Source organism: Dawidia soli (genome assembly GCF_018598185.1).
GTDB lineage: Bacteria > Bacteroidota > Bacteroidia > Cytophagales > Cyclobacteriaceae > Ohtaekwangia > Ohtaekwangia soli.
The window spans coordinates 75,606-90,256 of the sequence record NZ_JAHESC010000001.1; the positions used below are offsets into that span (position 1 = coordinate 75,606).

Below are 14,651 nucleotides of genomic sequence, written 5' to 3' on the forward strand. Positions count from 1 at the left end.
TAGTATGTTTTTAGACAAGATCAAGTCTCGTGAGTCGGGTATCCTCACGTATGGAATCACGCCGCCCAAAATGGGCACCACGCCCGAGCGCACCACCGAGATCGCCGGCAAGACCATGGCAAGACTTTTTCCGCTCGACATCGACGCCCTCATCGTGTACGACGTACAGGACGAATCCGCCCGCACATCGGCCGAAAGACCCTTCCCGTTCTTCCAGGCACAAGACCCGTTTGACTTCGCCCGCCGCTACCTGCAGGACCTCAAAGTGCCGAAGATCATCTACCGCCCCGCCGGCAAATTCTCAAAAGACGAGCTGTCCGACTGGCTCGAAGAACTTCATACCCATACGTTCTACCCCGTGTTCGTCGGCGTGCCCGCACCGGACTATCCCGTAAAGACCAGCTTGCCGGAAGCCTACAGGATCTGGAGCAAGCACCAGGCAACGTCCGTCATAGGCGCCGTGACGATCCCCGAAAGACACGCCGTGCTGAACGACGAGGACAAACGCATTCTCGACAAAGCCGGCTGCGGCGTATCGTACTTCATCTCCCAGTGCGTCTTTAATGTCGACTATGCCAAACAAGTGATCGCCGACCTGGAGCAAACGTGCAAAGCCCGGCAGGCAGACTTCCCCACGATCATTTTCACACTCACCGTCTGTGGCTCCGAAAAGACGCTGAGCTTCATGGACTGGCTGGGCATCCACGTGCCCGACGATCTGAAGCAGGACTTCCGTACCGCCGGAAATATGCTCGAACGATCCGTACAGGTCTGCCTGGAGATAGCCGCGGAACTGACGGCATTCTGCGCCGGCCGGGCCATCCCCTTCGGTTTCAACATCGAAAGCGTGGCGATCCGCAACGACGAGATCGAAGCATCGATCTATATGGTGAATAAGATCGCCGGGATGTTAGAAAGCACCGGCGTGCGCAAGGCCACCGTTTCACAGTCGTCGGCAGCCTGACGCGACTTCAGGTCGCCCGCGACGATCCACGCCGTAATAAAGTCCAACATGTAGCCATTTTGCAACGGGCGCCAGGAGGGGTTTATAAAAGCCGGCTATTTTTTACATTTGTCCATGGCTGCCGAATCGCTAGGCTCTTTTTACCGTCATAAAGTAAGCTCCCCGCATACCGTGGACCCCGGAGGCTTCGGCGAGTTCAATGTCTTCAATATCGAAGAACGCGTGCGTACAGGACAGTCCTCTCCGGCCTTCGTACGCCGCGATTTTTACAAGATCATGCTGTTCCAGGGTGACAACATATTTCACTACGCGGACAAAAGTATACCGGTAAGCGGCAGCACGCTGTTATATTTTAATCCATCGGTTCCGTATACCTATGAACCGTTGCATGCCGGCAGCAAAGGTTATTTCTGTGTTTTTAGAGATGGATTCCTGGGCGAGAATTTAAAAACCGTAAAAGCGCACGCCCTGTTCGCTGCCGGAGCCAAACCGGTATTCCCTTTAAATAAAGAGCAAACACATCAGATAGCGATCATCTTCCAGAAGATGGAAGCAGAGGTGCAGTCAACGTTTGCCTACAAGTACGAGCTCATTCGAAGCTATACATTGGAGCTGATCTACCTGGGCCTGAAACTGAACCCCGCCGACATCACATCGCCGGTGAATGCCGGCACCAGGATCATGGCTGTTTTTAATGAGATCCTCGAACGTCAATTTCCGATAGAACACCCCGCGCAGCGATTTGATCTTCGATCCCCTCGGAAGATTGCGGATCTATTATCCGTTCACGTCAATTATTTGAACCGCGTTGTTAAACAGCAAAGCGGAAGAACAACGTCCGAATACATTGCCGATCGGCTGTCGGCAGAAGCACAGGCCTTGCTAAGGCACACCGACTGGACCGTTTCTGAAATCGGATACGCACTGGGGTTTGAGACCGCTTCGCAGTTCAATGCTTTTTTTAAAAAACAAACCAGCCATAGCCCTTTGTCATTCCGGAAGGTTTGATACAGGATATCATCGGTTTGAATTTGATAGTTTTGACATCACCGGGCCGCCTAGTTTTGCCTCAAAAAAAGTATGAGCAAAAGGCAGGTATGGTATATCACCGGCGCATCCAAAGGCATGGGTCTGTCGCTGGTCCGACAGCTGTTATCGAAAGGTTACCGGGTCATTGCAACAACCCGCAATATCACAGCGTTCGAAGAAATACAGGATAAGGACAATTTTTTGCCGCTCGCGGTCGACCTGAAAAGCGAGGATGCTGTCGCTGCTTCTTTCCGTGCAGCGGTCGATAAATTCGGAAGTATCGATGTTGTGGTCAATAATGCAGGGTATGGGCTGGGAGGCGCTGTCGAAGAACTGACACAACATGAGATCCAGGAGAATTTTGAGATCAACTTTTTTGCCGTTGTTCGTGTCATACAGCACGCGCTGCCATACTTACGGAAACAACGTAGCGGGTATATAATCAATATCTCCTCCATTGCGGGTTTTGCCCCGGGCATGGGATGGAGTATATACTCCGCCGCCAAATTTGCAGTCAGTGGACTCTCGCAGGCACTGGCCAACGACCTTAAGCCGCTGGGTATTTATGTGATCAATGTGATGCCCGGCTGGTTCAGGACGAACTTTGCCAGACCCGATTCCATTGCCTATGGAAACGCCCGCATCGAAGACTATGATCACCTACGGGCTTCGCATGAAAAAATGCAGCAACTGGATGGCGCGCAATCGGGAGATCCCGATAAAATAGCAGACGTCTTTATACAGATCGTAAACAGTGCGCTCCCCCCGGTAAACATATTCTTGGGCAGCGATGCCTTTGCCAGGGCTCAAGAAAAGGTCGTTCAGCTGACAAAAGAGATGGAGCAATGGCAGGCTTCTTCCGGCATCACCGACTTTACAGCTTAGCCGGCGACATGCAGGGTAGGGCATAATGTGCCCTTTTCACGAAGACAGTGCCCCATTGCAAATGTAAAACACATCTGTTACATTTACTTTACAAAATAGAAGCAAATGGGCAAGGAGTACCTGGGCGAATTCGAAGAACTGATCCTGACGATGGTGGCGGCCCTGCAAGACGACGCATACGGAGCGGCCATCGCCATGAAGATCGAGACGGAACTGAAACGGGAGATCACGCTCAGCTCGGTACACATCACCCTGTACCGGCTGGAGGATAAAGGACTGGTGCAGTCGAAGGTCGGTGGTGCGACAAGCGAAAGAGGAGGGAGGCGGAAGCGGATCTTTACCATCACGCGGCAAGGGCTCGGCATGCTCAAGGCGATGAAAGAATCCCGGATCCAATTGTGGAACATGGTGCCTCAACTGAAAATGTAACGCGCATGAAGCAGCCTGACGATGTCCTGCCGAAATGGTCGATCCGCTTTTTGAATGCCGTCTGCCCGGACTATCTGGCGGAGGAGATAGAAGGCGATCTGCTGCAGAAATACCAGTTTGACATCGAGCGGTACGGCGCCCGGAAGGCACGCAAAAAACTGGTCTGGAATATTCTGAGCTTTTCGCACCCTTCCATTTTGTTAAGGAACACCATTTCGTTCAGAACAACCCAAACGATCATGTTGAAAAATTACTTCATCACCGCGCTGCGCGCCTCCCAACGGCAAAAGCTTTATTCACTGATCAACGTTGCCGGCCTCTCCGTGGGGCTGGCGTCCGTATTGCTCATCGGAATATATATCGCCGATGAAGCACGGTATGATCGCCATATTCCCGACGCAGAAAGGATCTACCGCGTGGGTATCAACGAAACCTTTAAAGGCGATGAGATCCTGTATTCCAGCACCAGCGCCCCGCTGGCCGCCGCCATGCAAGCTGAAATGCCCGATGTCGAAGCCGTCGTGCGCGTGGCGGATATCGACAACCCCGTGCGGTATCACGACAAGGCATTTATTGAAAAACGATTTCTGGTAGCAGACTCGAACTTTTTTGAATTCTTCGGCCAGGACCTGATCGAAGGCAACGCAAAAGAATGCCTGAAAGGCCCGCAAAAGATCGTGCTCTCCCGGTCGGCCGCGGAAAAATATTTCGGATACAAAGGCTCCGGCGAGTCGCCGGTCGGCAAACAGCTCATCGTCGGAAGAGATGCAAAGCTTACCGAAGTCACAGGCATCTTTGAAGATGTACCCGCCGCCACCCACATGAAGTACGACATGGTCCTGTCCATGGAGTCTATACCCTTTGCCACCAACGAATGTTGGGGATGTTACGGCGCAAAAACATATTTTAAGACATATCATCAAAAAGGCACCGAAGAGATAGACAGAAAGCTCGATGTATTTGCGCAACAGCGGATCGTACCGGGAATTGAGAAGGACCTGGGTATCTCTCATGATCAGTTTGTCAGGAGCGGAGACCACGTAAGCTTTTTTATTCAACCGCTCTTGTCCATTCACCTCCAATCCAATCTCACCAACGAATTCGAAGCCAACGGCGATATCCGGTATGTATATATCTTCGGCATCACCGCGATCTTCCTGACCGTGATCGCCTGCATCAACTTCATGAACCTGGCCACCGCGCGTGCCGTCAGCCGGGCAAAAGAGGTAGGGGTTAGAAAGACCATGGGCGCCACACGCCATGGGCTGATTCCCCAATTCCTGATGGAGTCGCTTTTATATGTTTTTGTAGCCGGAGTACTGGCAGTGATACTTACCTACATCGCGCTGGGACCCTTTAACGACCTCACGGGGAAAACCCTGCGCCTGGACCTGCTGAGCAACCGCTATGTAGTGCCGTCGTTGATCGTATTCCTGGTCGTGGTGGCCCTGCTCGCCGGAACGTATCCGGCCTTTCATCTGACCGCCTTCAGCCCGGCAAAGGTCTTGAAGGGGAACAGCCTGCACAGCCGCGAAAGATCCTTTCTCCGCAGCACACTGGTCGTCGTTCAGTTCACCATCTCGATGGCCCTGATCGTCGGTACCATGATCATCTACAAACAAGTACGGTTTATCCGGGACCATAATCTGGGCTTTGACAAGGAAAACATTCTGCGCATCCCGCAAACATATGTCCTCGGCGACCATTGCCTCACATTTAAGGATGAATTGATGAAGCACGCAGGATTTGCAAACGCCAGTTTCGCGCAGGCGTTGCCGCCGAATATCCTCAGCACCGTGTTCCTGAAGGTAAAAGGATCACAGCAACTGGTCGGCACGTACCTGTGCGCGGCCGATCAGGACCTGGTCGCCACCATGGGCTATGAAATGAAAAGCGGGCGCTATTTTTCGCGCGACTTTTTATCCGACTCCAGCGCCGTCGTCATCAACGAGGCATGCGCAAAATTATTAGGCGTGGAAGACCACGAAGGAAAACAGGTCGGGTTTGCGGATGACGACATGTATACCGTCATCGGGATCATGAAGGATTTTAATTTTGAAAGCCTAAAGTCGGAGGTGCAGCCGCTGGCTATATTCCTGAATCCCGAAGTGAACCGAACGCTGGCCGTTCGGCTCACGCCGGGAGACATGCAGGAGAAAATAGCGTTTGCCGAAGCGACCTGGAAAAAGTATGCCAACGGCCAACCGTTCGAGTATTCGTTTGTAGACGAAGACTTCGACTCGCTGTTCCGCGCCGAGCAACGGCTGGGCACCGTGTTTGCGGCGTTCACCGTCCTGGCTATTCTCATTGCATGCCTGGGCTTGTTCGGTCTGATCACCTATACCGCGGCCCAGCGCACCAAAGAGATCGGCATCCGGAAAATCCTGGGCGCAACCGCCGGGCAGGTGGCAGTGTTGCTCCTCTCAGACCTGGTGCGGCTCGTGCTTATCTCCTTTGTTATTGCTATACCCCTGGCGTGGTACGGCATGGAACAGTGGCTCCAGTCGTTTGCCTACCGAACGGACTTCGATCTGTTTTCCGTGCTCATCGCCGGAGCCTGCGGTCTGCTGATCGCCGTCGGCGCCGTGGGATACCGGTCGTTCAAAGCCGCGTCGGTCAACCCGGTCGAGTCGCTCAAGAACGAATGAGACGTCAGTACGATCTGGGCGGCCGGGTGCCGTAACCACCTGGGTGCCCCACCCGGCTGACCGGGCATTATTCTCACCATCGAAAACAACGACCGTATAACGCAGTGGCTGTAGACACAGCCCTGCAGGAACAACTCCTGTGTACGCGCGAGGAGGCCTCCGGCGTTGCATTCCCGGATGAAAAAATGAGAAACGCTCCGCAATCCGTTCCGCACGGCGACGGAACGATTGCCGCATGCTGGATGTTCAGCAGATACCCGCTATCTTTGAGGCGGAGTGAAGAAAAATAGTAAATAAAAGACCGAGTGAAACGAATCGTATTTTTTGGCGATAGCCTGACAGCGGGATATGGATTAAAAGATCCGGCAGCAGAGTCGTTCCCGGCATTGATCCGCGCCAGGATCGAGGCCGAGAACCTGCGCTATGAGATTGTCAACGCCGGCATCAGCGGCGACACGTCCTCCGGGGGACTGGGGCGACTGGAGTATTGGATCAGCGCGCCGGTAGAGATCTTCGTACTGGCGCTCGGCATCAACGATGCCATCCGCGGCTTGCCCGTGTCGTCTACCTACCTCAACCTGAACAGCATTCTGCGAAAGGTTCGATCCAAACACAAAGAGTGCAAGCTGGCCGTCATGGGAATGGAAATACCCAACCAGCTGGCCCCCGGCAAGTTCGACGAATTCCGGGCGATCTTCCGCAAGCTCGCCGACGAGCACCAGGCAGCGCTGGTCCCGTTTTTCCTCGAAGGCGTCGCCGGCGTCAGCAACCTGAACCTGCCGGATGGCCTTCACCCTTCCAAAAAAGGCTACGAAGTGATCGCCGCCAACGTTTGGCCTGTCCTACGCAATCTCATGAGTGACGTAGACGCCCCCGTCTAGCCGCGGCCCGCGCACGTCGACCGATGATCACGTTGCGCTGTTTACGATACTGGTATATACTTCGGGAAATGGCTTGCCCTTGTGCTCCGGCCAGAGCCTGGAGAACTTGACTTCCACACCCTTCAGGATCTGAATGCAGAGCTTCTTGTCGGCGTCGTCCAGGTCGTGCAGCAGCATGCGTGCGTTCTGGACAATGCGTTGATGGCATTGGTCGACCGCCGTTTCTCCCTTCGCCGTAAGCGCAAGACGTTTGGAACGCCGGTCGTCCTCATCCACATACTCGCGCACAAAGCCGCGTTTCTGCAGCCGCTTCAGCATGTCCGACCCGCTGCTGAGCTCCAGCAGGCTGGCATAGATCACATCCGTTTTCCGCGGGTTGACATTTTGTTTGATGTGTACCAGGATGCCGAACTCTTCGATCTGACCCAGACCCGTACCGCTCAGCGCCTTCGAAGCATATTGCATGTTCAGCTTGCTGATCCGCCCCATGATCTTGAGCAGCAGACTGTCGGTTATATTCGGCACCACACCGCCCACCAGCGTGCCCTTTACTTCCTTTACATCCTGGTGCGCCAGGTAGTAACGGCAAAAGTCAGCGACATCGCCACCCGGATATTTTGCCTCGTACCGGGCCCATGCATTCACCAGCTCGACTGTTTTGTTGACCACCATAAGATTACTTCGGTTTCGTAACAAATTCCCGATCGTCCGCTCAGCTTTCGGCATGACCGCATCGTAAACCTAATACATTTACGGCAACACAACGAAACAGATACTATGAATCAGCAGGTTTACGACGCCGCCAAGACATTGCACATCGCGGGCATCACCGTGGCGGCAGGAATGAGTTTAATGGATCTGATCTTGTTCCGGTATTTCTGGAACAGCGACCCACGGCAACCACAAGAGGGCATCCTGATAGAGAAAATTATAGGACGCCTGCAGCGCGTGATGGGCATCGGCATGCTGCTGACCATCGCCGCCGGCGTCACCATGATGGTCTACCTGCACGCCGTGTGGGGACAACAGCTGTGGCTTCGCGTCAAGATGGGCATCCTGCTCCTCTTGATCATCAATGCCCTGTCGTTTCGCAGGATCCTCGGCAAGCGGATCCATGCGCGGATGACGCAGGAGCAAAACGTGCAGACGCTACGATCCGGAATGACCGCCGTACAGCTCACGCAGCTGGTGCTATTCCTCGTGATCTTCGTCCTGAGCGTATTCAGATTCAATTGATACCGTTTCGTAAAAATTCTACTAACACCTCTAAAAGATCAAATGGATACAAATAAAACTATACACCCCCGTGTGGTGGTCTTCGGAGCCAACGGAGGCATTGGTAAACCCACTGTAGAGCAAGCCTTGTACCGGGGGCACCCGGTCGTGGCGATCGTACGGAACCCCGCCGTCTTTACCTTGCGTCACCCGGCGTTAACCATACGAAAAGCCGATGTCATGGCGCCGGAAACACTCAACGGGATCCTCGAAAAAGAAGATGTGGTCATCTCGGCCATAGGCAAAAATTCAACAGCCGAAACCACACTATATTCCGCTGGCGATAAACATATCCTGCGCGCCATGACACAGGCGGGCACAACCCGGTTGTTTGTGATCTCCGCGTCGGGACTCGAGGTGAACCCCACGCATAATTTCCTGATCCGGTGGGCGACAACGTCCATACTTCAGCGCATCCTGAAGCACATGTACGCCGACCTGCTGCGCATGGAAGACATCGTAAAAGCGAGCGCAGTCAACTGGACGATCATGCGGCCGCCACAGCTCACAAACGGCGCCCTTACCGGGAAATACAGATCGTCCGTCGGTACCTTTGTGCCCAAAGGCATGAAGATCGCCCGCGCCGACGTAGCCGACTTTATGTTGCGCAGCATCCACGACGAGACTATTTTTAAAGATACAGTGGAGCTGGCGTACTGACAGGAACCAACCGGTAGCGTCCTGGCGTAAGTCAAACCGCCGTCAGAAAAAAAATGAGTAATAAAAGGCCTCCTTCGGGAGGCTTTTTTATACACCCTGCGGTTGATCAACATTCACTACTTTTGTGTATGAAAAGTACGGAGCCGTTCCTGGACCGCTTTACGCAGAACAACAAACTGGCCATCCGCGCGGTGGCGCCGGAGTTCGGCCATCTGCCGCCGCAGATCACGGCCACCTTTGGGCCCACGCTGCAACGGTCATATTACTTTTTTCTGTTGATGATCGACGGCAGCGCCCGGCACGTGGTCGATCTGCAGGCATACGATGTCGGAAACAACGAATTACTTTTTATCCTGCCGAACCAGATCCACGAGCTTCCCAAGGAGCGCCGGGAAACAGACTATTTCAAGATCGGATTCGACAAGAACTGTCTGTCGTTACTGCCCCGGCAATATCCGTTCCTGATCGATCCGTTAAACAGTCAGAAGATCCAGCTTACACCGGCCGCGGCGCGCCGGCTAAAACCTGTATCAGAGATGCTCCTCGGATTATTGAGCTCGATGAACACCGAGCCCGAGCTCATCCTGGCGCATTTGAATAGCTTGCTGACAGAGATCAACACCGCGTATTTTGCCACCGACAAATCCCCCGTCGACAGCAGGCTCTCCAAATACATAGCCTTTAAGGCCTTCATCGAAGACAACCTCACCGAGCAGCCCAGGGTGGAAGACATCGCAGAAGAGCTCGCCCTCAATCCCAACAGCTTATATACCCTGGTGAAACACTATTCAGGACAGTCGCCGAAAGAGTATATCACAAGTCGCCTGATCCTGGAAGCCCGGCGCCGCTTGTATTACCGCGAAACGACCACCGTAAAAGAGCTTGCCTTTCAGCTGGGTTTTAGCGATCCCGATTATTTTTCCCGCCTGTTCAAAAAAGAGACCGGCCAGACCGTTGGCGCCTTCTTTCAGGAATTGGCCGGCAAGGAATAACGTTACAAGATTTGTCAATACCATAACAGCGCCCCTAAAACGATTGTAAACAATGACAGACGAATGGAATAAATTCCGTCATTATTTTAAACAACAGGAAGTTCCTGCAAAGACCCTGCTGTTGGCAGAAGGAAAAGTTTCGAAGACGATGTTCTTCATCGAAAAAGGTTGCTTGCGAACCTGGGTGAATAATGGCGGTAAAGAAATAACGACCCAATTCTTCTTTGAAGGCGACAGCGTTTCGTCTATTGAAAGTTTTAGGACAAACCAGCCGAGCCTGTACAGCATCGAGAGCCTGGAACCCTGTGTATTACAAACAGTCTCACAAACAGATTTTCTGGAGATCATTGAAAAATCACCCGAATTGAGAAAAGAGCTGATCGAACATTTATTCAGAAGACTTTTTCAGGCGCAGCAGCTTTTTTACACGCATCTTAAAAGTAATCCGCAAAAGCGCTACGAAGAATTGATCGAGCAATACCCCCATATCGTTCAACGCGTTCCGCAACATTACATAGCCTCGTATTTGGGGATCACATCGGTTTCATTGAGCCGGATCCGGAACAGAAAATAAGCTCCTTAAGTTCTCCCAGCGCAGTAGCCGAACAGGTAGGGCACGGTGTTGCTTTTTTATTTTTTCGGGGCGGGTCATTTCTTTACAATTGTTATCGTCCCGGCACAGAAAGGCGTCTCAAATTTGTACTGTACTGAAACAGTAGAAAATGAGAACAGTGATCGTATTTAATCATCCATACGAGGGCAGTTACTGCAATGCTATCCTGAACGTGGTAACGAAAGGACTCCAGAAAGCCCGTCACGAAGTTGACCTGATGCACCTCGACCATGACGGATTCAACCCGGCCATGTCACCGTCCGACCTGAAAGCTTTTGTGGACCATAAACCGGTAGACCCGCAGGTAATGGAATATACCGAACGCCTGAAGAAAGCGGACCACATCATCTTTATTTTTCCAATCTGGTGGGACATCATGCCGGCAACAACCAAGGGGTTTATTGACAGGGTGCTGGCCCCGGGCGTGGTGTACGATCACCATCCAAGAGGATTTGGATTAATACCCCTCTTAAAAGACCTGAAAAGCATAACCGTCATTACCACCATGAACAAGCCCAGGATCCTGTATTCGTTACTCATCGGAAATTTGATCAGAAAAGTAATGTTGAGAAGTGTTTTCAAAACGATGGGATACAAGAACCTGAGCTGGATCAGTTTTACATCGGTAAAATCCGTAGGCCAGGAAAAGCGGGTGAAATGGTTGACGGATCTGGAACACAGGTTTTCAAAGTTTGACTAAATAGATCCATAAAGTATGAAGCTGAGCAGAAATTATATTACGCCGTTTATATCCTTGGTATTTCTCGTCGTAGGACTGTCAGGTTTACTGATGCTTTTTCATTTATTCGACGGCTATACAGAAGTAGTGCACGAATGTTTAGGGGTGTTTTTCGTGATATGTGCCATTTTTCACGTGATCCTCAATTGGAGCGCATTAAAAATTCATTTTAGAAGAGGGATTTTTCTTCCGGCTTTGGCAGGCGCCGTAACCCTGACCGTTGCCTTGGTTATTTTAGAAAGCATGCATCCCCCGGTAGACATGCTTATTATAAATAGAATAATAAAAGCCCCCATGAATGACGCATTCAAGGCACTGGAAGTCGAGTATTCGGAAGCGGCAAAAAGATTAAAAGCAAATGGAATATCGATTGAAAATGCAAGGACAATAGAAGACATCTGGGTGAACAGTAACGCCGACCCCGAGAAGGTCATTGATTTGATCACGGAATGATTTTATGCACAACGAAAACCATCCACTGTAAGACGGAGATCGGCGATCACTAAAGTATGGAGTAAATGATCTATGTATTTAAGACCTCGGTAGTTACAACGAACGACATAGCGTTGGTAAAAACACAGTTGGAAGACATACCGCATACGAAATGGAGTTTTGATCTGGAAGATTGTGACAAGATCTTGCGTATTGATAGTCCCCGCGGGATCTCAGCGGATCAAATAATCAGGATTTTGCCGAATAAAGGCTTTGACTGTGAAGTATTATTAGAGTAAGAACAGCGGGAGCCTTCTCTCAGGATTTGTCCAGCAGGAACTAAGGTTTGTCCGGCATGGGCAACGGTATTCTGTCAAGCTTTGCGCATCAAAACAGAAAAGCTATGAACAGAACATTGGGAAAGAACGGCCCGCAAGTATCCGCCGTGGGGTTGGGCTGCATGGGCATGTCGGGCGCCTACGGACCGTCCGACGAACGGGAAGCCATGGCCACGCTGGAGCGTGCGCTCGAGCTTGGCCACAATTTTATCGATACGGCCGACTATTACAACGTAGGCCATAATGAACTGCTGATCGGCCGGGCGATCCAGGGAAAACGCGACAAGGCTTTTCTCTCGGTAAAGACGGGCCAGCTCGTCACGGCCGGCCCGAACGGCGGCATGGCGCCCGGCCCGGTCCATACACACCCCGATTATCTCCGGCATGCGGTCTTCTACAGCCTGCGCCGGCTCGGGACCGACTATATCGATTTGTATACACCGGCGCGGGTCGACCCCGATATTCCGATCGAGGAGACCATCGGCGCGCTGGCCGACCTCGTTCAGAAAGGCGTCATCCGGTATATCGGACTTTCGGAAGCGTCGGCGGAATCCATTCGAAAGGCTGCCGCGGTACATCCCGTTACGGCCCTGCAGATAGAATATTCGTTGTGGAGCCGTGACATCGAAGCCGAAGTGCTTCCGACGATCCGCGCGCTGGGCATCGGCCTGGTGGCCTATGCGCCGCTGAGCCGCGGCTTCTTAAGTGGTGAATTTCAAAAGCCGGAGGACATCAAAGACAGTCGCGTGAACATGCCCCGGTTTCAGGGCGAAAACTTTTACAGGAACCTCGAGCTGGTGAACAAAGTCAAAGCCATGGCAGGGGAGAAGGGCTGCACGCCGGCGCAGCTGGCCATCGCCTGGGTGCTGGCCCAGGGCGAGGATGTCATTACCATACCCGGCTCGAAACGGATCGGACACCTGGAAGAAAATATCGCAGCCGCGCAGGTACAATTAAGCGGCGCCGACCTGGCAAGCATAGTAGCGATCATGCCGGCCGGCGTTGTTTCCGGCACGCGTTATCCCGAAAGATTCCTGGGGGCATTGAACCGGTAATGCCGGGGTAACCGCGACAGTTCCGGACCACGTTCGAGGCGCTACAACAACCCCTCGGGCAATCCTATACACCCGCCCTGAGCGTTGGCGCCTTTCAAGGAGACAAGGGCGCTAAAGGAAACGTGATTTTCTCGATCGACGCCTGGTCGAAAGCGTCGATCGCCGTAACCGTCAGTATACAAGGGTGAGAAAATGGCATATTCGAAGTATATACCCAATCCGTACTATTGATCTGGCGCGCCTGCCCCGATGACAGGACCGCACCGGTAGACGAAGTCAATTTTACATCCACCTGCTTTACCTTGAAACCCTTCTTGGTGGCAGTCAGTACGATACGAGCCCGGCCCCTCGTAGAAGCTTTAACGTCCTTCGCCTCGATGCTGACACGCAGCATATACTCGGAGATGATAACATTATACGCACAATGTTTCTTCAGCTTGACCGCAAGCTTCCGGTAATGTTCCCGCTTCACAGGATCGCGAAGGATCGAGCGGGCATACCGCGAAGCCTCCTTAAACCGGCTACAACTAAGCTGTTGAAGCGGACTATTCTTTTTACGGCTTCGCGAAGGCCTCCGCGTAACAACAGTCTTATCCTTGTATTTCTTAAATACAAGTTCATCAATCGTTCCACTAATATCCTTTAACGGAGAATCTCCTACGACTACAGCCATATCATTTGTTGTTGTATAATCGAATATAGCAAAACCTCCAGCATAATCCATACATCGGTCCATCACAGCATCCCCCAACCTTATGGTTAACCTATAGAAAAGCCATAGCAAACATATACCAAAAGTATACATTCTCCACTCATCCTCCACTCACGGTCCACTCCCAGACCTGAAAAACCGCATTTTATACTTCAGTAAGACTTTGGAATAAAAGACACACGCCGACCGGCAAGCGTAAAAGAATTTACAAACAAATTATCCACAATTAATAATAAGGTATAAACACACAACATATAAACAAATGTAAGAATATACACCTCAATACCCAAGCACCCCGCCCCGAGAGCGCTGGCGGAAGCCCGGGAAACACCACAGACGCTACGCTGCCCTGAAAGGGCGCAACACAATAGCCCAGGCTGAAGCGACAGCGCAGGCCTTCTATAGACACAACCGATGATATCAAAGCCCTGTAAGGGCGTAACAATTCCTCGCGCAAGCAGCCCGGCGCCACATGCCGACGCCGGGACTGACTTTTGTCAGCATCCAGCCGATTTTCATATAAATCGAGTGACTTTCAGTGATTTTTTGCAGGTGTTTTGGACGGTCCCGTTTCCGCCGCTATCTTTGGCGCATGTTCAAGAAAGGAATGGTAATACTGATTCTGACCTGCATGATGCTGCATTGTGCCAGTCGCGTTGGTTTCCTTTCTTACCTGTATCAGCAACGCCAGGAGATCGCATTTGCCCTGGGCCTGATCGCCGAAGTGCCCATTGCAATGTGTAGCAGCGACTACGATTTTACCGACGACCTGGCGGTCCACGTTTCGGACAACGACGAGGCCGCCCGCCACACCCTGCCCATGGCGTTTGAGATCAACCTGTTCTGTACCGCCGTAGCGATGCCTGACTTCGCTGCAAAAGAAGCCGGCAATACCCCCGGCATTTCCCACGATTGGTGCAGCCCGCTGGCCGGTTGTCTGCGCGCCATTTTTCATCCACCCGCCCGTATAGCATAAGCCGCAAGCGTACCCGCTTGCCA

At 52.3% G+C, this 14,651-nt stretch carries 16 protein-coding genes; 14 read left to right on the plus strand and 2 right to left on the minus strand.

Annotated elements, in window-relative coordinates; translation table 11 throughout:
* The first annotated feature begins 4 nt into the window (after nt 1-4).
* From KK078_RS00325 to KK078_RS00350, 6 genes are all read left to right on the plus strand, one after another.
* Nucleotides 5-964 (plus strand): methylenetetrahydrofolate reductase, encoded by a 960-nt coding sequence (locus KK078_RS00325; RefSeq protein WP_254088230.1) that lies wholly within the window; start codon nt 5-7, stop codon nt 962-964.
* Between the two features lie 114 nt (nt 965-1,078).
* Complete coding sequence (locus KK078_RS00330) at nt 1,079-1,972, plus strand: helix-turn-helix domain-containing protein (protein WP_254088231.1); 894 nt, start codon at nt 1,079-1,081, stop codon at nt 1,970-1,972.
* Between the two features lie 72 nt (nt 1,973-2,044).
* Entirely contained in the window at nt 2,045-2,878 is an 834-nt protein-coding gene (locus KK078_RS00335; protein ID WP_254088232.1) for an SDR family oxidoreductase, read from the plus strand.
* A gap of 105 nt (nt 2,879-2,983) precedes the next feature.
* Nucleotides 2,984-3,307, plus strand: coding sequence for a PadR family transcriptional regulator (locus KK078_RS00340; protein ID WP_254088233.1), 324 nt, complete (start codon nt 2,984-2,986; stop codon nt 3,305-3,307).
* A gap of 5 nt (nt 3,308-3,312) precedes the next feature.
* Complete coding sequence (locus tag KK078_RS00345; RefSeq protein WP_254088234.1) at nt 3,313-5,955, plus strand: ABC transporter permease; 2,643 nt, start codon at nt 3,313-3,315, stop codon at nt 5,953-5,955.
* Between the two features lie 305 nt (nt 5,956-6,260).
* Nucleotides 6,261-6,836 (plus strand): arylesterase, encoded by a 576-nt coding sequence (locus KK078_RS00350; RefSeq protein ID WP_254088235.1) that lies wholly within the window; start codon nt 6,261-6,263, stop codon nt 6,834-6,836.
* 27 nt (nt 6,837-6,863) lie between these two features.
* On the opposite strand, the gene KK078_RS00355 is transcribed toward KK078_RS00350, so the two are convergent.
* The gene (locus tag KK078_RS00355; protein ID WP_254088236.1) at nt 6,864-7,508 is read right to left on the minus strand and encodes a MarR family winged helix-turn-helix transcriptional regulator; all 645 of its coding nucleotides are present in this window, start codon (nt 7,506-7,508) and stop codon (nt 6,864-6,866) included.
* Nucleotides 7,509-7,613: 105 nt separating this feature from the next.
* Between KK078_RS00355 and KK078_RS00360 the strand changes: the two genes are divergently transcribed.
* The 7 genes from KK078_RS00360 to KK078_RS00390 all read left to right on the plus strand — a co-directional run bounded on the left by KK078_RS00360 (nt 7,614) and on the right by KK078_RS00390 (nt 12,940).
* Entirely contained in the window at nt 7,614-8,072 is a 459-nt protein-coding gene (locus KK078_RS00360; protein ID WP_254088237.1) for a hypothetical protein, read from the plus strand.
* 42 nt (nt 8,073-8,114) lie between these two features.
* Nucleotides 8,115-8,771: an NAD(P)-dependent oxidoreductase gene (locus KK078_RS00365; protein WP_254088238.1), complete on the plus strand. Its 657-nt coding sequence runs from the start codon at nt 8,115-8,117 to the stop codon at nt 8,769-8,771.
* A gap of 128 nt (nt 8,772-8,899) precedes the next feature.
* Nucleotides 8,900-9,763: an AraC family transcriptional regulator gene (locus KK078_RS00370; RefSeq protein WP_254088239.1), complete on the plus strand. Its 864-nt coding sequence runs from the start codon at nt 8,900-8,902 to the stop codon at nt 9,761-9,763.
* 52 nt (nt 9,764-9,815) lie between these two features.
* Nucleotides 9,816-10,337 (plus strand): Crp/Fnr family transcriptional regulator, encoded by a 522-nt coding sequence (locus KK078_RS00375; protein WP_254088240.1) that lies wholly within the window; start codon nt 9,816-9,818, stop codon nt 10,335-10,337.
* Nucleotides 10,338-10,485: 148 nt separating this feature from the next.
* The gene (locus KK078_RS00380) at nt 10,486-11,076 is read left to right on the plus strand and encodes an NAD(P)H-dependent oxidoreductase (RefSeq protein ID WP_254088241.1); all 591 of its coding nucleotides are present in this window, start codon (nt 10,486-10,488) and stop codon (nt 11,074-11,076) included.
* 15 nt (nt 11,077-11,091) lie between these two features.
* A complete protein-coding gene (locus KK078_RS00385; protein WP_254088242.1) occupies nt 11,092-11,568 on the plus strand; it encodes a DUF4405 domain-containing protein in 477 nt (158 codons plus the stop codon).
* A 382-nt stretch (nt 11,569-11,950) separates the two neighbouring features.
* On the plus strand, nt 11,951-12,940 hold the full coding sequence (locus tag KK078_RS00390) for an aldo/keto reductase (RefSeq protein WP_254088243.1): 990 nt from the start codon (nt 11,951-11,953) through the stop codon (nt 12,938-12,940).
* Between the two features lie 94 nt (nt 12,941-13,034).
* On the opposite strand, the gene KK078_RS00395 is transcribed toward KK078_RS00390, so the two are convergent.
* Nucleotides 13,035-13,613 carry a hypothetical protein gene (locus KK078_RS00395; protein ID WP_254088244.1) on the minus strand — a complete coding sequence of 193 codons (579 nt, stop codon included), beginning with the start codon at nt 13,611-13,613 and terminating at the stop codon, nt 13,035-13,037.
* Nucleotides 13,614-14,283: 670 nt separating this feature from the next.
* On the opposite strand from KK078_RS00395, the gene KK078_RS00400 reads away from it, so the two are divergent.
* On the plus strand, nt 14,284-14,628 hold the full coding sequence (locus KK078_RS00400) for a hypothetical protein (RefSeq protein WP_254088245.1): 345 nt from the start codon (nt 14,284-14,286) through the stop codon (nt 14,626-14,628).
* Nucleotides 14,629-14,651: the final 23 nt, after the last annotated feature.